The 20,472-nt window shown below is 44.8% G+C and carries 17 protein-coding genes and 1 tRNA gene; 15 read left to right on the top strand and 3 right to left on the bottom strand.

Annotated features, from left to right (window positions below; all coding sequences use genetic code 11):
* The first annotated feature begins 2 nt into the window (after positions 1-2).
* From AC1U9U_RS04220 to selB, 6 genes are all read left to right on the top strand, one after another.
* Positions 3-818: a 4Fe-4S dicluster domain-containing protein gene (locus tag AC1U9U_RS04220; protein ID WP_479959299.1), complete on the top strand. Its 816-nt coding sequence runs from the start codon at positions 3-5 to the stop codon at positions 816-818.
* Positions 818-1,501 carry a formate dehydrogenase subunit gamma gene (locus AC1U9U_RS04215; protein WP_479959298.1) on the top strand — a complete coding sequence of 228 codons (684 nt, stop codon included), beginning with the start codon at positions 818-820 and terminating at the stop codon, positions 1,499-1,501. The genes AC1U9U_RS04220 and AC1U9U_RS04215 overlap by 1 nt, the downstream gene beginning before the upstream one ends.
* A gap of 133 nt (positions 1,502-1,634) precedes the next feature.
* Positions 1,635-2,354: a formate dehydrogenase accessory protein FdhE gene (locus tag AC1U9U_RS04210; RefSeq protein WP_479959297.1), complete on the top strand. Its 720-nt coding sequence runs from the start codon at positions 1,635-1,637 to the stop codon at positions 2,352-2,354.
* 61 nt (positions 2,355-2,415) lie between these two features.
* A tRNA-Sec gene (locus AC1U9U_RS04205) sits at positions 2,416-2,512 on the top strand.
* Between the two features lie 128 nt (positions 2,513-2,640).
* Complete coding sequence (selA, locus tag AC1U9U_RS04200; RefSeq protein WP_479959296.1) at positions 2,641-4,065, top strand: L-seryl-tRNA(Sec) selenium transferase; 1,425 nt, start codon at positions 2,641-2,643, stop codon at positions 4,063-4,065.
* A gap of 4 nt (positions 4,066-4,069) precedes the next feature.
* Positions 4,070-5,995, top strand: coding sequence for a selenocysteine-specific translation elongation factor (gene selB, locus AC1U9U_RS04195; protein ID WP_479959295.1), 1,926 nt, complete (start codon positions 4,070-4,072; stop codon positions 5,993-5,995).
* 113 nt (positions 5,996-6,108) lie between these two features.
* Here selB and AC1U9U_RS04190 read toward each other — a convergent pair whose 3' ends face one another.
* The 3 genes from AC1U9U_RS04190 to AC1U9U_RS04180 are packed head-to-tail and all read right to left on the bottom strand — an operon-like array spanning position 6,109 to position 9,062.
* Positions 6,109-7,215 (bottom strand): ABC transporter substrate-binding protein, encoded by a 1,107-nt coding sequence (locus AC1U9U_RS04190; protein WP_479959294.1) that lies wholly within the window; start codon positions 7,213-7,215, stop codon positions 6,109-6,111.
* Positions 7,216-7,245: 30 nt separating this feature from the next.
* Positions 7,246-8,052: an ABC transporter ATP-binding protein gene (locus AC1U9U_RS04185; RefSeq protein ID WP_479959293.1), complete on the bottom strand. Its 807-nt coding sequence runs from the start codon at positions 8,050-8,052 to the stop codon at positions 7,246-7,248.
* Positions 8,049-9,062 (bottom strand): FecCD family ABC transporter permease, encoded by a 1,014-nt coding sequence (locus AC1U9U_RS04180; protein ID WP_479959292.1) that lies wholly within the window; start codon positions 9,060-9,062, stop codon positions 8,049-8,051. Before AC1U9U_RS04180 ends, AC1U9U_RS04185 begins: the two co-directional genes overlap by 4 nt.
* A 404-nt stretch (positions 9,063-9,466) precedes the next feature.
* Here AC1U9U_RS04180 and AC1U9U_RS04175 point away from each other — a divergent pair, with 404 nt between their 5' ends.
* The 9 genes from AC1U9U_RS04175 (at position 9,467) to AC1U9U_RS04135 (ending at position 20,183) form a co-directional block, all read left to right on the top strand.
* Positions 9,467-10,165, top strand: coding sequence for a class I SAM-dependent methyltransferase (locus AC1U9U_RS04175; protein WP_479959291.1), 699 nt, complete (start codon positions 9,467-9,469; stop codon positions 10,163-10,165).
* Positions 10,166-10,170: 5 nt separating this feature from the next.
* Positions 10,171-10,689 carry a nucleoside-triphosphatase gene (locus AC1U9U_RS04170; RefSeq protein WP_479959290.1) on the top strand — a complete coding sequence of 173 codons (519 nt, stop codon included), beginning with the start codon at positions 10,171-10,173 and terminating at the stop codon, positions 10,687-10,689.
* 315 nt (positions 10,690-11,004) lie between these two features.
* A complete protein-coding gene (glyQ, locus tag AC1U9U_RS04165; RefSeq protein WP_479959289.1) occupies positions 11,005-11,895 on the top strand; it encodes a glycine--tRNA ligase subunit alpha in 891 nt (296 codons plus the stop codon).
* A gap of 1 nt (position 11,896) precedes the next feature.
* Entirely contained in the window at positions 11,897-13,969 is a 2,073-nt protein-coding gene (glyS, locus tag AC1U9U_RS04160; protein ID WP_479959288.1) for a glycine--tRNA ligase subunit beta, read from the top strand.
* A 184-nt stretch (positions 13,970-14,153) separates the two neighbouring features.
* Positions 14,154-14,798, top strand: a complete 645-nt coding sequence (ccpN, locus tag AC1U9U_RS04155; RefSeq protein ID WP_479959287.1) for a transcriptional regulator CcpN — start codon at positions 14,154-14,156, stop codon at positions 14,796-14,798.
* Between the two features lie 35 nt (positions 14,799-14,833).
* Positions 14,834-15,655, top strand: a complete 822-nt coding sequence (locus AC1U9U_RS04150) for a pyruvate, water dikinase regulatory protein (protein WP_479959286.1) — start codon at positions 14,834-14,836, stop codon at positions 15,653-15,655.
* Complete coding sequence (ppdK, locus tag AC1U9U_RS04145) at positions 15,648-18,293, top strand: pyruvate, phosphate dikinase (RefSeq protein WP_479959285.1); 2,646 nt, start codon at positions 15,648-15,650, stop codon at positions 18,291-18,293. The genes AC1U9U_RS04150 and ppdK overlap by 8 nt, the downstream gene beginning before the upstream one ends.
* Positions 18,294-18,466: 173 nt before the next feature.
* The gene (locus tag AC1U9U_RS04140) at positions 18,467-18,934 is read left to right on the top strand and encodes a hypothetical protein (protein ID WP_479959284.1); all 468 of its coding nucleotides are present in this window, start codon (positions 18,467-18,469) and stop codon (positions 18,932-18,934) included.
* Between the two features lie 214 nt (positions 18,935-19,148).
* Complete coding sequence (locus tag AC1U9U_RS04135) at positions 19,149-20,183, top strand: virulence RhuM family protein (protein WP_479959283.1); 1,035 nt, start codon at positions 19,149-19,151, stop codon at positions 20,181-20,183.
* Positions 20,184-20,472: the final 289 nt, after the last annotated feature.

The raw sequence follows: 20,472 nt of genomic DNA, 5'->3' as shown, positions 1-20,472 counted from the left end.
CGATGAGTAAAAAGATGATTTTAGTCGACACCTCTAAGTGTACCGGCTGTAAAGCCTGTTCCGCAGCCTGCAAGGAATGGAATCAACTGCCGGCGGTTAAAACTTCCCTTGTTAAAAGCTATCAATCGACAAAAGATTTTGATCCTGACACCTACACTTATATCGCTTTTGATGAAAAGTATGAAAATAGTAAAATGCACTGGCTAATGCGCAAAGCCCAATGCTTTCATTGCGCAGATGCTGCTTGTTTAAAGGCCTGTTCCTCGGCAGCTATATCGAAAACAGATACCGGATTTACAATCATTGATGAGGACAAATGCATCGGCTGTGGCTACTGCGTCACTAACTGCACCTTTGACATAGTTAGATTGGATAAGGAGACCAAAAAAGCCAAAAAATGCACCGGTTGTGCGGAACGGGTAGAGAATGGTCTGGAACCCGCCTGTGTGGCCATTTGCCAACCGGGAACACTTACCTTTGGTGATGAACCGGAAATGATGCAAAAAGCCGAACAACGCTTAGCGGAACTTAAGCAGAAATATCCCAAGGCAAATCTCTACGGAAAGGATATTGTCGGAGGAACACTTTATAAGTATATCCTCTTGGATGCGCCAGAAGCTTATGGCTTACCGGCGAATCCCACCGTTCCTTTCACCTTAACCCTTTGGAAAGATATCGCCCGCCCCTTAGGGGCAGTTGCCATCGGCGGTGCAGCTGCCGCTGTCCTTGTGGGTACCTTGGCCAATGCTGTGAAAGGCAATTATAGCAAAAAGCATTTTGCCGATGAGGACACCCATGGGAAAGGAGGGGCACTATAATGGCACAAAATCCTAAACAAGTCCCAGCCGGAAAGGTTTTGAGATTTACAGGCGGGGAGCGGTTCAGTCACTGGGTCCATGCAATATCCTATTTAATTCTTCTTTTTACGGGCTTGGCTGTTTTGTCTGTAACCTTCCGTCCAGTCATGGCGATTGTCGGGGGCATTGATAATGCCAGAATAATCCATCGTGTTATTGCTGTAATTTTCGTTGTCGTTGTGGGATCAAAGTTCATTATCGGGGATACTAAACATCACTGGCAATGGTTACGTTCCGCCTTTACTTGGACTAAGGCTGATGTTGCGCATGTAAAGGCCTTTGCCGCGGAATTCTTTGGCGGCCACGGAAATTATCCACCCCAAGCGAAATATAATGGTGGGGAAAAAATCAACTCTTTGTTTACTATATTTGGCTCCATTTTTATTACTATCAGCGGTTTGATTATGTGGTTCCCACAATACTTCCCCATCGGACTTGTGCATATAGCCTATCCGATCCATGACCTAGCAATGATCTTTATGACCACTGCCTTGATTGGGCATCTGTACCTTTCGTTATTGCACCCGGAATCACGGGTCGCGTTACAGGGTATGCTCAAAGGTTATGTTCCAAAAGCTTTTGCCAAGGCCCACCATGGTGCTTGGTATGAAGAAATTCAAAAGCAAGAAAAAACGGGTAAATAGTTAGTTAAATTAAGAGGTCTGTTGCAAACCTAACTCCGGAGCTTAACAGGGTTTGCAACAGACTCCCTTTGACTTAATAAGAAAGTAAAAGCTGCAGGCGCATAATTCTGGTTTTCTTTGAGGAGGGTAAAAGATGCAGGAAAATATTGAACTAAAAGAGCAGCATTTGGCTATAGTCAGGGAAAATTATCTTAAGTTTCAGGCTGAAATAAAGTTATGGCAGGAGGAGCAAGGCCCTCTAGTGGCAGCCAGCGTTCAGCTGGCTCATAGCTCTCCCCTCTTTACTTTGGATAGTTTACCTGAAAAACTTATTATTGATTTGTGGCAAAGGCTGAATCGGGTTGCAGGTGAACCACAAGAAGCTAGTGACTTGCTCACTCTCCTCCGGAAATTTAAAAATAACGAGACTCTGGATAACTCTTTAGCGGCCCGGTTGCAATTAGCTTTTTCAGGTGTTGCCGAGCTGGCTTGTCAACAGTTGATCCCACTTCCGGGAGAAGATAATCAACCGTTTGGAACCTGCCCTGTTTGTGGTGAGAAACATTTTATGACGGTCCTGGTTCCACCGGTCGGCAAGCGTTACCAAAAGTGTTTAATATGTAGTTATCAAAGACCTGTCAATGTGTCAGGCTGCGCTAATTGCGGCAGCGAAGATGCTAAAAAGCAAACCTATTTAAAATTTGAAAAATATCCAGGTCTTGAGGTGGCAGTCTGCTCTGACTGCGGTTCGTATTTTAAACAACTGGATCAACGGAAGTTGAATGCCGGCGATCTGGTTTGGGAGGATATACGCACCATGCCCCTTAATTATGCAGCCGAAAAATGGCTTGCCGGGCAAAAAGGATGGAATTAAACATTTTTAATTATTCGATTTTACTATAAAGAGCTGCGTTGGTATGATATAATCTATGCATGGGAACGGATGGATCCCGGTGGGTTCTGCGGACTTCAAATCCGTTGTCGGGTGGGTGATCCGGCCGAGGTAGGTTCGACTCCTACACGTTCCCGCCAAAGTTTATTTGTTGGAGTTAAAAATTTTTTATAATAGATAATTATTGGACATGAGAAGAGCGGATGTGTTTCTGCTTAATCATGTCCCTTTCATTAAACTACGGCAAAAATAAGAAGGAGGCACTTCATTGGAAGATAACTGCTTAAAGGCACTACGGACTATTGCCCCTATGAATGAAATCCTAGACCATGTGGATATTGCACCGCTGGCAAATGATATAGGCAAAGCTTTGCTTTGTGACAACATCGCCATGGCTATAGATGAATATAGAGATCAGCTCCGTAATGATACCTCCTTCGCTGCATCCATGTCACTCCTTACTCGTGAGGAGATTACTTCATATTTAGTGCAAAAACTTAAAAATAAGATTTTTAAGGAGCAAAATGCCAACTTAAAAAGAGTAATCAACGCTACGGGAATCGTACTTCATACGAATTTGGGTCGCGCTCCTCTACCATTTCAAGCGCTTGGCCTGATGCAGGAAGTTAATGAAGGTTACAGTAATCTTGAGTTTGATCTGGAAACCGGTAACAGAGGCTCCCGTCACGCTCATATAGAACCCCTGATCTCGAAGTTAATCGGGGTCGAAAGTGCTATGGTCGTAAATAATAATGCAGCTGCGGTATTCCTTAGCCTTAATACCCTTGCCAACCAAAAAGAAGTTATTATTTCTAGGGGACAGCAGGTGGAGATTGGCGGAAGCTTCCGAATACCGGATATTATCACTCGCAGTGGCTGCCATATGATTGAAGTTGGTACAACCAATAAAACGAAGCTGCAGGATTACAACCGTGCTATTTCTGAGAGTTCGGCTGTTTTATTAAAAGTACATACCAGCAATTATAAGATCTGTGGTTTTACGGAAGAGGTTCCTCGTGAGGACTTAGTACGGTTAGGCAAAGAAAAACAACTTTTAGTAATGGAGGATCTAGGCAGCGGCTGCCTTTATGACCTAAAAGAAATCGGACTGCCTTATGAGCCAACGGTACAGGAAGTCATTGCAAGTGGAGTGGATCTGGTCACTTTCAGTGGGGACAAGCTTTTAGGCGGCCCGCAGATTGGGGTGATTGCCGGCAAGAAGGCTCTCATCGATCAGATAAAAAAGAACCCTCTCGCTCGTATTGTTCGTTGTGATAAAACATCAATTGCTGCCTTAACGGCGGTATTGAAAATATATATGAATCCGGAAAAAGCAGTTGAGGAAATTCCCATTCTGCAAATGCTCGCCTTAACGGAAGACGAATTAAATTACAAGGCCCAAGAGCTAAGAAGACAGCTTTTGGCTGCATTTGGCGATCGGTGTCAAATGGAGATTGAGGATGTAAGTGATGAAGCAGGAGGCGGTTCTTTACCGGATGTTCAGTTAAAGGGCAAAGCCCTATCCCTGGTGATCAAAGGTTATTCGGCAAACCGGCTCCAGGATCGCCTTAGGGAAGGGGCAATTCCTATTATATGTCGAATCCATAAAGATAAAGTCCAGTTAAATGTTCGAACCTTACCGGAAAAAGAATTTCCCCTGATTACGCAAACCTTGAAAAGCATCGTGGGGTGAAGAGATGAAAAAGATTGTTTTAGGGACTGCCGGCCATATTGACCATGGCAAAACATCACTGGTGCGAAAAATGACCAATGTGGACACAGACCGTTTAGAAGAAGAAAAACGCCGGGGCATGACTATTGAACTGGGCTTTGCTCCCTTGACACTTCCCTCAGGTCAGATCATTTCCATTATTGATGTTCCCGGTCATGAAAAATTCGTTAAGACTATGGTTGCCGGTGTCACCGGCATCGATCTGGTAATGCTGGTGATCGCCGCTGATGAGGGCATCATGCCCCAAACCAGAGAACATCTTGATATACTGAATTTGCTCAATGTCAAATCCGGCGTGATTGCCTTGACTAAGACCGATCTTGTTGACGAGGATTGGCTGGAAATGGTCATTGAAGATATCCAAAATACACTCCAAGACACGACCTTAGCGGGAAGCCCGATTATTCCTGTTTCTTCTGCTACAGGGGAAGGTATCAATATATTGTTGGAAACCCTGGATCGGCTTGCTTTGAAGGTACAAGAGAGGGAGGGTCAGGAACTTTTTCGCCTGCCTATCGATAGGGTGTTTTCCATGACCGGACACGGAACCGTAATAACCGGGACCATTGCTAATGGCAAGGTGAGCAAGAACGATTCTTTAGAAATTTTCCCCTCCGGACTGATCGCGCGAGTCAAGGGAATTCAAGTGCATAATACCAGTGTTGATGAAGCGGCTGCCGGAGATCGATGTGCTCTAAATCTTACGGGAATCGAAAAATCAGAAGTTCGGCGTGGTGATACCATTGCCCCGGAGGGGTCCCTAAGCCCTATCTGGATTGCGGATGCTGTACTCTATATTGTTAAAGGGAAGGGCAGTTTGGTCCATAATCAGAGAGTCCATGTTCATACAGGGACGAAGGAAGTGTTGGCCAGGGTTAGGATTCTAGGAAGTGATGAGATCCCGGAGGGAAACAAAGGTTATGTTCAGTTACGCTTTGAAGAGCCGGTTGTAGTACTGAGAAAAGACAGGTTTATTATCCGCAGTTACTCACCGGAAATCACGATTGGCGGCGGTTGGATTCTCTATCATCTAACGAAGAACCGACGGCGGTTTGCTGCGGAAAGTCTAAATATAATGACCAGCGGTGAAAATGGCACTTTGGCGGAATTAATCCCGATTGTAATAGATTCCTTGGCAAAACCCCTTAGTCTTGATGAATTATGGCGGCTACTTAACGAAGATAAGAATAGACTCCTGGAAACTCTGGATAGGGAAGTGTTATCCGGAAAGCTTGTATTATTCAAGGAAGTAAATAAGTATCTGAGCACCGGCCTAATTGCCAACTACTCTGATAAAATAAAACAGACCTTTAAGAAATTGTACGAAAATTATTCCTATCGCTATCTGATCGATAAGGAAGAAATGAAGAGCGGAGTTTTTCCGGATATAGATCCCAAAGACTTTGGGGCTCTTATTAATTATATGGTTAATAAGAAGCGTTTGCGTATGGAGGGGAACTCCCTTTCCGAACCGGATGGCATTGCCTTAGAAAGAATCCGGGCCTTAAAAGAAATTACTTTAGTGGAGGAAAAGTTTTTGTCCTACGGCATAGGCACGGGAACTATTCAGCAAGTCGCCAGGGATACGAATATAAAAGTTACTGCTATCGAGGAAATCGTTAAATATTTGCAGAAGTCAGATAAACTTTTGGACCTGGGACAAGGCATTCTCATTCATCAAGAACCTTTCCAAAAGGCCTTCGCAGTAGTTCGTTCCTTCCTTGATACCAATGGAAGCATTACCGTCGGGGAAGTAAGAGATTCCCTAAACGTTGGCAGGAAAATAGTGATCATCTTTCTCGAGTATTTGGATTCTCAAAAAATTACCCGAAGAAAAGAAGACCTTCGGGTACCGGGAGTTCGTTACGAAGAGTATATAAAAGATAAATAGTGGAAAAGGCTTCGAAGAGATGTTCTCCTCGAAGCCTTTTTAGCTAACCAGACTTCCATGCCCCTTTGGAGCTTATATTTCCGGGACAGAGAGTTTAATTTTCGGAAGTGGCATTAAGATGGGATGGAGTTGGCAACCAGAGCTTTGTATTGCTCTTCCGTCAGGTCACAATGATAGAACAGCTTATAATACCGGGCTGTTTCTTCGTAAAGATTGTATTGTGCTTGCTCGGGATAGAGAAGCTGGGTCATCCAGATCATGCCAATATAGCGATTGACTGAAGGGGGGTTGCCCATCCAATTATAGGGGCCGGATGGAACTTCATAGTACTTGCCGTTTTTAATGGCTTTTAATTGCTGCCAAGCTTTATCCTTAGACGCCGTACCGTAGATACTATCCGGTGCGAAAATTATTACGTCAGGATCCCAGAGGATGATCTGTTCCATATCTACGGGGTTCCCTGTCCCTTTACTGGAGATATCATTAACAACGGCCAAATTATTGCACATTTGGTCGAGGATTTCAGTATGAAAAGACCCCTTTGCCAGTACATTCAGGCCATTCTCACCGACACAATAGAGCAAATTGATTTTTCCCTCTTCCCCGACCTTGGCCATAATAGCCTCGGTCTCTTTAAAGACTTCTTCACAATACTTGGCAAGAACTTCAGCCTCTGCCTCGCGATTCAGCAGCTTACCTAAGGTTCTATAGGCATCGGGCATAGTTTCTGTGGTCGCTTCGATATGAACGGTGGGAATCCCCACTTGATTCATTATGTTATTCATATCTTCGGCAATACTTGATTTCGATTCTCCTATGTCAATGATGATCTGGGGATCTGCCTTAGCGATTTCTTCAAGATTAAGATCGCCTTTACCATAAAATTGTCCAAGTACCGGTAGGTTAAAATATTTTGGATTCAGATATTGCTCCGCGGTGGGATCCCATTTACCGGCTAAGCCCACAAACAGGTCGGCGGCTAAGGGGAAGAGCACTATCTGTGCCATAGTACCCGAGGCTGCAACCCGAGTAATATTGCCCGGAACTTCAACAGTACGTCCTGCCGAATCGGTAAAGCTGATCGCTTCGGCTTTGGCAGGATTTGAGGCTGCAGGGATGGATTCGTTGTTGTTAGGGGTCTTTGCGTTGGTGCTGCAGGCAGTTGTGAAGGTTAATAAGAGTGAAACCGCCAGGAGCATAGAGATAATCTTTTTCCGCATAGTGTGAATTATGCCTCCCTTTATTTATATTTAAGAGCAGTTCTCGCGGAGATAATCCGTTTTAACGATGCCCTTTGGGATACAGACTCTTACTTGATCTTCGTAGAGACTCTGAATCTCTACATCCACTCCGTAAAGGGTTTTCATCAGGTTTTCTGAATATATTTTATTAGGTTGTCCGTAGGCGAGCACTCTGCCATCCTTCATAGCTAACACCTTGTCGGAAAAAAGAAAAGTTTGATCAGGGTTGTGGGTTGATTGCATAACAGTGTACCCGTCTTTGGCCAGAGCCTTTATCTGGTTTTGAACGCGGATTTGATTGCCAAAATCCAGGTTTGCCGTAGGCTCGTCGAGAATGAGTATTTTGGCTTCCTGAACCAAGGCCCGGGCAATGAGCACAAGTTGTCTCTCCCCGCCGCTTATCTGGGTATAGCCTCTATTCTTAAGATGGGTGATTCCCATCCTTTCCATGGCTGCCTCCGCTAGATCAATTTGCTTTCTTCCGGGTCTGGAGAGGGTGGAAATTTGTATGGCAGTTCCCATCAGCACCATTTCGGATACGCTGTAATTAAAAGAAGGGTAATGGGATTGTGGGATATAGGCTACATATCGTGCCATTTCCTTAACGCCCATCCTTTTTATGTCCTGGTTATTCAAAGTGATATGCCCCTTATACCCTTGGAGCAAACCGAGTATACAACGAAAAAGCGTGCTTTTCCCTACTCCGTTTGGGCCTAAAATCGATAACAACTCGTTATTCTCCGCTGAAAAACTAATATCGTTGAGGATAAGACGTTGATCATAGCCAAAAGTAAGGTTGGATACTTTGATGCTCAATAACTCTCCCCCTTTCGGGTAATAAGGTAGATAAAGAAGGGAGCCCCGATAAAGGCGGTAAGAATTCCTAAGGGAATCTCTGTTGTAAATAGATTCCGGGAAAAGTTATCGACAATAAGGAGAAAGGTTGCACCAAAAAGCATTGTGGCAGGCATTAATGTATGGTAGTTATTCCCCACAAGTTTTCTGGCAAGATGGGGAATGACCAAGCCTACCCAACCGATCATGCCGCTTACAGAGACACTGGCCGCCGTAACAAAGGTGGCGCAGATAATGATCAGCAGCCGGATTAATTGTGCATTTACTCCCATGGTTTTAGCCTCATCATCACCGAGGGTGAGGACGTTTAGCCGCCAACGGAGGAGAAGTAAGGGAGTCAACCCGATGGCCATAGGGATAATAGCGAAAGTAATATCGCTCAACTTTGCTCCGGTTAAGCTGCCCATAAGCCAATAGGTAATTGCCGGAAGCTGATCATTGGGGTCCGCGACTAATTTGATAAAAGATGTACCTGCTGAAAAAAGGGAACTAACCATAATTCCCGCCAGGATCAATCCGAGTACGTTTTTTCCTTTCGCTCTTTTACTGATTAAATAGACTATAGCGACGGTTAGGAGGCTGAAGCAGAATGCACTAAGGGCGATTAGGGTACTGCTTCCGTGCTTAAGAATAGCCAGGGCAGCGCCAAAAGCTGCTCCTGCCGAGGCCCCCAAAATATCCGGAGAGGCCATCGGGTTTTGAAAAACCCCTTGATAGGCAGCCCCGGCGGCCGAGAGGCAGCACCCGACTAAACAGGCCAAAAGAATCCGTGGTAAACGAATGTTTATTAGTACAATCTCTAGGCGGTCGGCCCAAAATTGCTCAATAGGCAAGATTTTTGAAAAAAGAATCCCAAACAATTCCTTTGGTGGAATAGGGTAACGACCAAGCTGAAAGGAGATGAGTATGGTAATCAGTAAGATAATCCCCAGTCCCATGACGATGGAGATACCTTTGTCTGCATGCTTCATTTTTTAACCGCCTTCTAAATAGTGAAATTCTGATTGAGATTTTTTTCTTTAATAGAAATAGGAATGGACTAGGAATACGGCTTGGAAGTATTGGCTTTTATTTTAATAAGATTATACAAGTATAAAAAACTTAAGTCAATAGATATAAACGAATTAGAACTAACATAAATGGACTGAGATAAGGTAGAATTTAGGTCTATTTAGTTGTAAGATATAGATGAGTATAGTTATATTCGGTCCATATATCTTATTATGTTTTTATTATGCCGGGAGAAGGGAAATTGTACTGGGCAAAGAGAATAAGAGGAGGTTATTCAATGAGACTTATTAATGTGCTGAAAAAGTGAAGATTTATACTACGGGACAGAAAGTGAGCCCGAAAAAATAAGCGGGGAGGAACAGGGATGAATTTCGACTGGAATGAGAGCACGGTGGGGTGGTATAGGGATGCTGATAAGTACACCGGCTTCTTCAAAAATATCGCGGAGCTGGTTGCACCCAAATTATCGGGATATACTACCCTTTGTGATATAGGCTGCGGTATAGGACTGGTGGATCTGGAACTAAGCAAATACGTGGAAAGGATCACCTGTATCGATATTCATCCTTATGCTGTCGGCGCGCTGAAGCAAAATGTACAGGCCGGGAACATAACGAACATAACCCCCTTACTCATGGATTGCAACCAGATCAAGGAGCATTGGGATGTTATCTATATCAGCTTCTTCGGAAGTCGTGAACTGGAACAATTTTTATCACGTTGTAAGAAACTCATTGCTGTGGTAGGCAGAAGGAGCGAGTCGGAACTCTATCCCGACAAGTACCGGAAATTTGAGAAGAATACGGCGAAAGAAGTAGAACAAGAGTTGGTCCGTAAAGAAATACCTTATTCCCTCACTGAAACCGACCTTGAATTCGGTCAGCCCTTCCGGTCGGAAGCAGATGCTCGGGATTTTGTCAGGACCCAATCTCATCATATTAGTACTGAAGATTTGGAAGGTTTTCTGAGAGAGCGCCTTGTAGAAACAGGAGAAAAGGAATTTCCGCTCTATTTACCGCGTAAAAAGTCCTTGGGGATATTCGAAATCGAAGGGATGCTGTAAAAATCATGCACATTTTTTTAACCGGTGGGATTCAAGTGGGTAAAAGCACGGTCATTGATAAAACACTGGCTATTTGCAATGTAAAATACGACGGCTTTAGAACCTACTTTGGCTCGGACAGGGGTTTACCTAATCAACGGCTTTATCTGAATTCTGCTTCCGGAGGAAAGGTTTACCGGGAAAAATATATTGTGGTTCGTTTTCGGGAAGACGGGCCTCCGCAAGTTCTCACGGAGCGGTTTGACGGTTATGGCGTTGAACTTATTCGCCGGGCAAGAACCCAAGCTCCACTCATTGTGATGGACGAATGCGGCGGTTTGGAACGCGATGCTTATGCTTTTCAGCAGGAGATTTTAGAGGCTGTAGAAGGTTCTACTCCGATACTTGGGGTAATTAAGCAGGCCGGCAGCGGTTGGACGGACCGGATAAGAAAACACCAAAAGGTTAAATTGATTACCGTGAATAAGGAAAACCGAGATGCCTTGCCCCAATCGATTGCTTTATATTTGCGTCAATTTTTTTGATCTAGATTGACAAAAGAACCCGGTCATATTATAATATTTCCAAATTAAATTTTCTGTGCGATGATAAGAGGAAGGTTCGTCTATCCCTTAAGCGAGCTTGGGCAGGTGGAAGCCAGGTGGGTAAGCGGGTCAGGGCGCTTGGAGTACCTTATTGATTAAGTGGATCTCTTCAAAGTTATCCTGGCTTTGGCTTAGGGTTTAAGATAACTTTCTTTGAGATCAAACAGGGTGGAACCGCGGGAGCATACTCTCGTCCCTGTAGCTTGAGGCTACGGGGGCGGGAGTTTTTTATTTATAAATATTAGGAGGTATACCATGAAGTTTCAGGACATGATCCTATCCCTTAATCGATTTTGGGGAGAACAAGGCTGCATCATTGCCCAGCCCTATGATATGGAAAAAGGGGCCGGAACCTTTAACCCCAATACCTTTTTACGCGCCCTTGGCCCAGAGCCTTGGAAGGTCGCCTATATTGAGCCTTCCCGGCGGCCGACCGACGGACGCTACGGGGAAAACCCTAACCGTTTGCAACACTATTTCCAATACCAAGTCATTATTAAGCCTTCACCGAACAATATTCAGGAGCTTTATCTGCAAAGTCTGGAGCGGCTGGGGATTAACGCCAAGGAACATGATATCCGTTTTGTCGAGGACAACTGGGAATCCCCGACCCTTGGTGCCTGGGGGCTAGGTTGGGAGGTCTGGCTGGATGGCATGGAGGTAACTCAATTCACCTACTTCCAACAATGCGGGGGCATTGACTGTAAACCGGTCTGCGCCGAGATCACCTATGGCCTGGAGCGTTTGGCTATGTATATCCAGAATAAAGAGAGTGTCTTTGATATCGAATATGTGGTAGATATCACCTACGGTGATATCTACCTGCAAAATGAGATTGATTATTCCCATTATAATTTTGAAGCTGCCGATGTGGAATCTCTGCAAGTTTGGTTTGATATGTACGAGAAGGAAGCCATCCGCATCGTGGAAAAGGGTCTGGTTCTTCCGGCTTATGATTATGTGCTTAAATGCTCTCACACCTTTAACCTGTTGGACGCCCGCGGAGCCATCAGTGTGACGGAGCGGACCGGCTATATTGCAAGGGTTCGGAATTTGGCTCGGCTTTGTGCCCATGCTTATGTAGAACAGCGGGAAAAGTTAGGTTTTCCCTTACTCAAAGGTCAATCGGGAAAGGAGGTTGAATAAGATGGCAAAGGATTTTTTACTGGAGATCGGCACGGAAGAAATTCCGGCTAAATTTGCCCCCGGTGTGATCAGCCAGCTTCTGGAGCAAGCCAAAAAGCATTTAGAAGAATTGCGTCTGGATTATGCCGACCTAAAAGTTTACACTACGCCCAGGCGTTTTGCCGTGCTTATTCAGGACCTCGCTGAGAAACAAAAAGATTTTAGCGCAGAAGTTAAAGGACCTGCCGTGAAAGCAGCCTATGATGCAGAAGGTAACCCTACTAAAGCAGCCCAAGGTTTTGCCCGGGGGCAGGGGGTAGATCCTAAAGATCTTTTCGTTCAGGAACTAAACGGCGTTCCTTATGTTTACGCTCGTAAATTCGAAACCGGTCGGCCGACTCTTCAGCTTTTGCCTGGGCTTTGCCATGATCTGATCACTAGCCTTCATTTTCCCAAGCCAATGCGCTGGGCGGATCTGGAGTTCCGCTTTGCCCGTCCCATCCGTTGGGTTGTGGCCTTGTTTGGCTCGGAGGTCATTCCTTTTGAATTTGTTGGTCTTGAGGCGGGCAAAACCTCCCGGGGACATCGTACCCTAGGTGGTCCGGTAACCATTGAAAGCCCGGCCGAGTATGTAGAAAAAATGCATAAAGCCTATGTTATGGTGGATCCGGAACAACGCCGTCAAACAGTCCTGAAGCAGATTCATGTTCTTGAGGAAAAAGTGGGTGGGGAAGTTGAAAGGGATGAGGATCTCTTAGATGAAGTAACAAATATTATCGAATACCCCACAGCCCTCTTAGGAGAAGTTGCTCAGAATTATATGCATCTGCCTGAACCGGTCATTACCACGCCCATGAAAGAACACCAACGCTATTTCCCGGTGCGCAGCAAGGAGGGAAAGCTTCTGCCTTATTTTGTCACAGTGCGCAATGGTGATGATTATGCCTTGGATAAGGTTAAAGCCGGGAATGAAAAGGTGCTGAAAGCTCGCTTAGAAGATGCTGCCTTCTATTATCGGGAGGATCAAAAGACGCCGCTGGCCGAATTAGTAGAAAAGCTCGAGAAAGTCACCTACCATGAGAAACTGGGCAGTGTTCGTCAGCGGGTGGATCGGATCTTTGCCTTAGCCGGAGAAATCGCTACTCTACAGGGTATGGATGAGAATCAGAAAACTCTGGCTCAGCGCACAGCCCTTTTGGCCAAGGCGGATTTAGTTACCCTAATGGTCTATGACTTCCCGGAACTACAAGGAATCATGGGAGCGGACTATGCCCGCCTCAGTGGAGAAAGGGCTGAAGTTTGCGCCGGTATTCTTGAGCATTACCAACCCCGCTTTGCCGGTGACGAGCTGCCCAAATCCTTTACCGGTCGGGTCGTCAGTGTAGCGGATAAGCTGGATGCCATCGTTGGTGCTTTTGGGATTGGGATTCAGCCTACCGGTTCCCAAGACCCCTATGCCTTAAGACGTCAGGCTCAGGGGATTGTGGGTATTCTTCTGGAAGCGGGTTGGGATCTGTCCTTGGCTCAATTGCTCGGGGCAGCTTATCGGAACTTTACCAGTCAAGGGATGAATCTCCTTGCTTTTACGGAGATCCAAGGTGCCCTGCAGGAATTCTTCCAGCAGAGACTCCGTTTTGTTCTCCAGGAACACGGACTGCGCTATGACACGATTGACGCCATACTTGCTCAGGGCAGCGACAGAATTACCCGGGCGGCCAAGAAGGCCCAAGTACTGGCGGAAAAACGGGAAACTGAAGAATTCGAGACTTATTCCCAAGCTTATATTCGCTGCCTAAACCTAAGTAAAAAGGCTCAAGGCCGGCCTCTCGACATCAAGGTCCTCATCGATCCCTCTGAGATCGCTTTGGCTGAAGGAATCGCTCGGAGAAAAGAAGTCTTCACCGAGTTAGTCGAACAAGGCGAATATGAAAAAGCTTACGCACTGGCTTCCGAACTCATTCCTCTGATCGAAGCTCTCTTCAATGCTGTCATGATCATGGTGGATGAGGTAGCTCTCAAGGAAGCCCGCCTGGCCCTTCTCAGAGAATGTGTGGCCATTCTTGGCTGCATCGGTGATCTAAGCCTCTTAGCCTGACAACTTTGGCACCCTGCATAATTTTTGTATGGGTGCCATTATTTTTTTTCTATTGGACAATCTAATTTGAAGGAAATTAAAAAAAAGTGTGGAATAATTATCTGTTTATCGTTTAATAGTATGTCACATTTGCCATAATAGCTGAATATATGTATATGCGAATAATAGATGAGGTGAAAAAGGGTTGGAATTTACGGAACGGCAAGAACGAATAGTGGAGATCGTAAAGAATTCAAGCCCAATTACCGGAGAGCAAATTGCTGCAAAGCTTGATTTGACGCGAGCCACGTTGCGTCCGGATCTGACGATTTTAACAATGGCAGGTGTCCTCGAAGCACGGCCAAGGGTAGGCTACTTTTTGAAGGAACAGAAAGAAGCCTCGCCCTATATGGAGCGATTGCGGCAGCTTAGAGTTGGGGACTTTAAGTCTCTTCCTAATTCGATCCGGGAAAATATCAGTATTTATGATGCGATTGTCACCATGTTTACACAAAATGTGGGGAGTCTAACCGTTGTAGGTGAGAACCAAACGCTCAAGGGAATGGTGTCGCGTAAAGATTTACTTAAATCCGCCCTTGGTAAAACAGACCTGCAGCAGGTCCCGGTCAGCATCATCATGACACGGATGCCAAATATAATTATGACCACTGCAGATGAGCCGGTTCTTGAAGCGGCACGTAAATTGACCATGCACCAGATTGATTCTCTGCCGGTGGTGGATGCCTTTATTGATGAAAAAGGTGAGGAGCGCTACGAGGTAATTGGCCGCTTTACTAAAACTAATGTGGCAAAAATACTTGTTCAACTGGGTTCACTGGGAGCAGATTAAATTCTCCCTTAATCAAATTACTTTGGAGGTGCAGCGTGACAAAGGAAATGCCTATCATATATATCATTTCGGACGCATTGGGCGAAACAGCGGAATATGTAAGCCGTGCCGCTGCCGCTCAGTTTGCAGGAGTACGGACAAAAATCCGCAAAGTTCCTTATGTGCAGGATGAGGTACATATTGACGAAATAATAGAGGAGGCGGTTAAGGAGCATGCTATTATTGCTTATACCCTTGTACTAAAAAAACTTCGCTCTTATTTAGAGGAAAAGGCTGAAGAGAATGGACTGAGTACCGTTGATATTCTTGGTCCCCTTATGAGAATTCTTACGGAAAAGACAGGTCTTTTGCCTAGTTATACCCCTAACACTACTCATTTGCTGGATGAACAGTATTTTCGTAAGGTCGAGGCTATTGAGTTTGCGGTGAAGTATGACGATGGTAAGGATCCTCGGGGAGTGCTCTTAGCGGATGTGGTGTTGATCGGGGTTTCCCGTACTTCTAAAACCCCTTTAAGCATGTATTTAGCCCATAAAGGTATCAAAGCTGCTAATATTCCATTAGTCCCGGAAGTATCTCCGCCGCAGGAGCTTTTTAAAATCCCCGCCAATAAAGTGGTTGGCCTTACTTTGAAACCGGATCTATTAAATCAGATTCGAACTGAGAGGCTAAAAACCCTAGGTTTAGGGGCCACTGCTGACTATGCTAATTATGAGCGAATTGTAGAAGAATTGGAATATGCACGGGGAATTATGCGTAAAATAGGCTGCCCAGTCATTGATGCCACGGGCAAAGCCATTGAGGAAACGGCATCGAGGGTGTTAGAGATTTTATTTAAGGGGGAGCGAAATGTCTAAGAAGTTTGTTTACTTATTCCGTGAAGGTCAGGCATCTATGCGAGACTTATTAGGAGGAAAAGGGGCCAACTTAGCCGAGATGACCAATATTGGTCTGCCGGTGCCTCCCGGATTTACGATTACCACAGAAGCTTGTAATGAGTACTATGCCAATGGCCGTAGCTTCCCTGAAGGACTTTGGGAACAGATCGGTCCTGCCTTGGCTGACGTAGAAACTGCTACCGGAAAGAAGTTTGGTGATACGGATAATCCGCTTTTGGTTTCCGTACGTTCCGGTGCGAAATTTTCCATGCCCGGTATGATGGATACTATTCTTAACTTGGGGCTTAACGATGATACTGTAAAAGGGCTTGCTGCTTCTACCCAAAATGAGCGTTTTGCTTATGATAGCTATCGCCGCTTTATCCAAATGTTTGGGGATGTAGTTCTGGAAGTAGAACATCATGAATTTGAAAGCATCCTTGAGGAAGCTAAAGAAAAGCAAGGCGTTAGTTTTGATTCCGAGCTATCGGCGGAGAGCTTAAAAACAGTTGTTGATGGATATAAAAGACTCATTCAACGTCGCACAGGAAATCCTTTCCCTCTTGAGCCGATGAAACAGCTTGAACAGGCAATTTTGGCAGTTTTTCGTTCCTGGAATAATGATCGGGCGATCATATATCGCAAAATTAATCAGATACCGGATAATATCGGTACGGCCGTAAATATTCAATCCATGGTCTTTGGTAATATGGGTAATGATTCCGGTACGGGAGTTGCCTTTACCCGCAACCCATCCACCGGTGAAAAGGCTCTCTACGGTGAATACTTAATGAATGCTCAAGGTGAAGATGTGGTGGCTGGAATTCGTACACCCCTACCAATTAAAAGCCTCGAGAATGAAAACCAAGAAATCTATGCTCAGTTTGTGGAGATATCTAATCGTCTGGAAGCTCATTATCGGGATATGCAGGATATCGAGTTTACCATTGAACGTGGCCGCCTCTATTTCCTCCAGACTCGTAACGGAAAACGTACGGCTCCTGCTGCCATTCGGGTTGCAGTAGAGTTGTGTAAGGAAGGAGTAATCGCCAAGGAGGAAGCTATTGTTCGCATCGAGCCCGGTCAACTGGGACAATTGCTCCATCGCCGTATGGATAGTGAAGCTAAGCTGGACGTAGTAGCTAAAGGCCTGCCCGCTTCCCCTGGTGCGGCTTCCGGAAAAATCATCTTTGATGCCGATGAAGCTGAACGGTTAGGCCATGCCGGTGAGAAAGTCCTTTTGGTACGAACTGAGACCACACCTGATGATATCCATGGCATCCTTGTTTCCCAAGGGATATTGACCAGCCGGGGAGGAATGACCAGCCACGCAGCAGTAGTAGCCCGTCATATGGGAAAGCCCGCCGTTTGCGGCTGTGAGGCCCTCAAAATTGATTATACCAATCATACCGTAATTATAGACGGTGTTACCTATCCGGAAGGAACTCTATTTTCCATCGATGGAGCAACAGGTCGGGTTATCAAAGGTGAAGTTCCCATGATCGATCCGGAGCTTAGTGAAGAGTTCAAGGAATTGTTGGGATGGGCTGATGAGATCCGTGCCCTTAATGTCCTGGCTAATGCAGATAATCCCCGGGACGCTCAAAAAGCCCGGGATTTCGGTGCCCAAGGGATCGGTTTATGTCGGACCGAGCATATGTTTATGGATCCCGCTCGTATACCTATTGTTCAAGAAATGATTCTGGCCCAATCCCTCGCAGAAAGGGAAGAGGCCCTGGCAAAACTCCTACCCATGCAGGAAGATGACTTCTATGGCATTCTTAAAGTTATGCAGGGCTTCCCGGTAACCATCCGACTTCTTGATCCGCCCCTCCATGAATTCCTCCCCAATGTGGAGGAACTGGTTGTGGAGATCACTAAGCTTAAAATGAGCGGAGAAAATGAGGAAGAACTCCAGGAGAAGGAAGGCTTGTTAAGAAAGGTTCGGGCTCTGTCGGAAATGAATCCCATGCTCGGCCACCGGGGCTGTCGTCTGGGAGTCACTTTCCCCGAGATTTATGCTATGCAAGCCAGGGCGATTTTCCGGGCTGCCGCTCGGCTTGTTCAAGAGGGCTATGAGATCCATCCGGAAGTCATGATACCGCTGGTGATCCATGTCAAAGAGCTGGAGAAGCTTCGTAAGCTTACGGTCGAGACAGCTCAAGCCGTCATGGCAGAACAAGGAGTGAACTTCGCCTATAAAGTGGGAACTATGATTGAAGTTCCCCGCGCAGCTCTAACTGCTGATGAAGTAGCTTCTGCCGCTGATTTCTTTTCCTTTGGCACTAATGACTTGACACAGACCACCTTAGGCTTCTCTCGTGATGATGCGGAGGGTAAATTCCTCCCGGCCTATCTTGAGCAGAGTATCCTCGAAAACAACCCCTTTGCCGTTCTCGACCGCAACGGTGTTGGTAAGCTTATGAAGATGGGAGTCCAGCTCGGTCGAGAGGCTAATCCGGAGTTGAAGGTTGGTATCTGTGGCGAACATGGCGGCGACCCTTCCTCTATTGAATTTTGTCATCTGATCGGTTTGAACTATGTTTCTTGTTCGCCTTTCCGGGTGCCCATTGCCCGTCTGGCAGCCGCCCAAGCGGCTGTGAACAACAAAGACTAATCAAAGTAAAATTAGAATAAACAACTAGAAAAAGGGTATCGCTCATTTAATTTTAAATGGCGGTACCCTCTTTATATTATTTATCAGGTGAGCCTATGGAAAAACGTGTTATAATGAACATCAGTAGATAAATGTGAAGCAAAGATTATTTATATTTGGCGCGGTGTAAGAGAATGAAACAGAAATATAAAACGATTGTCAAAGTGGTTGTGGTTTTAATTATTGGGTTTTGGATACTTTCTAAAATCCCATTTAACAAAAACATAAATCAAGAAGTACTTGCAAGTATATACGAAAATGGAGTTGTGACCGGCGAAACAACTGTTTTCATAGACGGAGAAAAAAGCAACTATCTCTTTCATGATGATCAGTCATTTAATGGGAAGTTTTACATCCTATCATATGAAAAAACAGGTAGAGACGGTATGTTCGCACACATTACTTGGGACAACGATAAAAATATACAGGGGTTACTTTACTATCAAAATGCAACTTTTCCACCTATGGATCTAATTAATACGATTATTATCAATGAAAAAATGACACAATTCGCATTAATGTTTACAGATGGTACTGTTATTGCAACATCTGATGAGATATATAAGCTTTATACACAACACATTTCTTATGATCCTGACTAATCCCAAGGCGGTGCCGGTTCGGTTGGTCGGAGGTAAAAAGTCCTTATGTAGCAAGAATTTGAGGTAATATAACAAGTCCTTTTATTAATCAAAAAGTATAAGTTTTGGGGACTCCCTTTGGTTGATTAAGGGCTTGCTTTTTGGAAAAAGATTTAATATAATTAGTACAGAACATATGTTCTGGTGGAAAAATTGTCAGTGAGGTCTTGTAATTATGAAAAAGAAAAAAGGAAACGAAATCACTATACATAGTTCAGCAGCTGAATATCTGACTTTTGTGGCAGCATCAGGCGAAAGTGAAAACAGTATGGAGATGCGATATGAGGATAAGAATATCTGGCTTACGCAAAAAATGATGGCAGAGCTTTATGATGTAAGTGTTGCTGCAATTAATCAGCATATCAAAAAAATATTTGATGACTGTGAGCTTGAGCAGGAATCAGTTATTAAGAAATACTTAATAACTGCTGCGGACGGTAAAAATTATAATACTCAGCATTACAGCCTCCAAATGATTATCGCCGTCGGCTTTAAGGTGAATAATGAGCGGGCGGTGCGTTTCAGGAAATGGGCAAGCCAAATTGTAAAGGATTACACTATTCAAGGCTGGACGATGGATGTTGACAGGCTGAAAAAAGGTCATATGTTTACGGATGAATACTTTGAGCGTCAATTGCAGTATATCCGTGAAATTCGCTTGTCCGAGAGAAAGTTTTACCAAAAGGTAACAGACCTCTACGCAACCGCTTTTGATTATGATAAGGATGCTAAAACTACGCGAGAGTTTTTCAAACTTGTGCAAAACAAGATGCACTGGGCTGTTCATCGGCACACTGCCGCCGAGTTGATTGTGGAGCGGGCGGATGCGGAAAAGGAACATATGGGGCTTACCACATGGGAAGCCGCCCCGCACGGAAAGGTTATAAAAGCTGATGTTTCGGTTGCGAAAAACTATTTGAACGAAAAAGAGATACGCTATTTAGAGCGTATCGTATCCCTTTATCTGGATTATGCAGAACTTCAAGCCGAGCGAAAAATCCCTATGTCCATGGAAGATTGGGCAAAAAGACTTGACGGATTTTTAGAGTTTAATGGCAACGAGATTTTGACCGATGCAGGTAAAATCTCGCATGAGCAAGCAAAGCTTCACGCAGAAACGGAATTTGAAAAATACCGCATAGTACAGGATAGGTTGTTTGAGAGTGATTTTGACCGATTTATTGAGATGGAGAATAAGGTAAAAAGGTAAATATATACTTTATAGCGATACAGTTGATAAGCTCGAAGGAATGAAAGCTCTCATTGTCAAGCTGGATTATGTTGATGCTGAGCGATTTATTATGCTCATAAATAAAGAACCTATTTCTGAAATAAGCATAATTCAATCTGCCAAATAGTGTTGGGTTACGGTTATGAGTGAAGAACGTCGATTTAATCCAATAGGTGATTTTAATTTTTCGGTGCTTGATGACCCTAATTTGCTTGAAGATTCAGTCGGAGAGGAAATGCTGTCGCCGTTTCTAAAGACACTTGGTTAT

The sequence above is a fragment of the Desulfitobacterium sp. genome (genome assembly GCF_982384815.1).
This window is presented reverse-complemented; position numbering and strand designations above follow the sequence as displayed.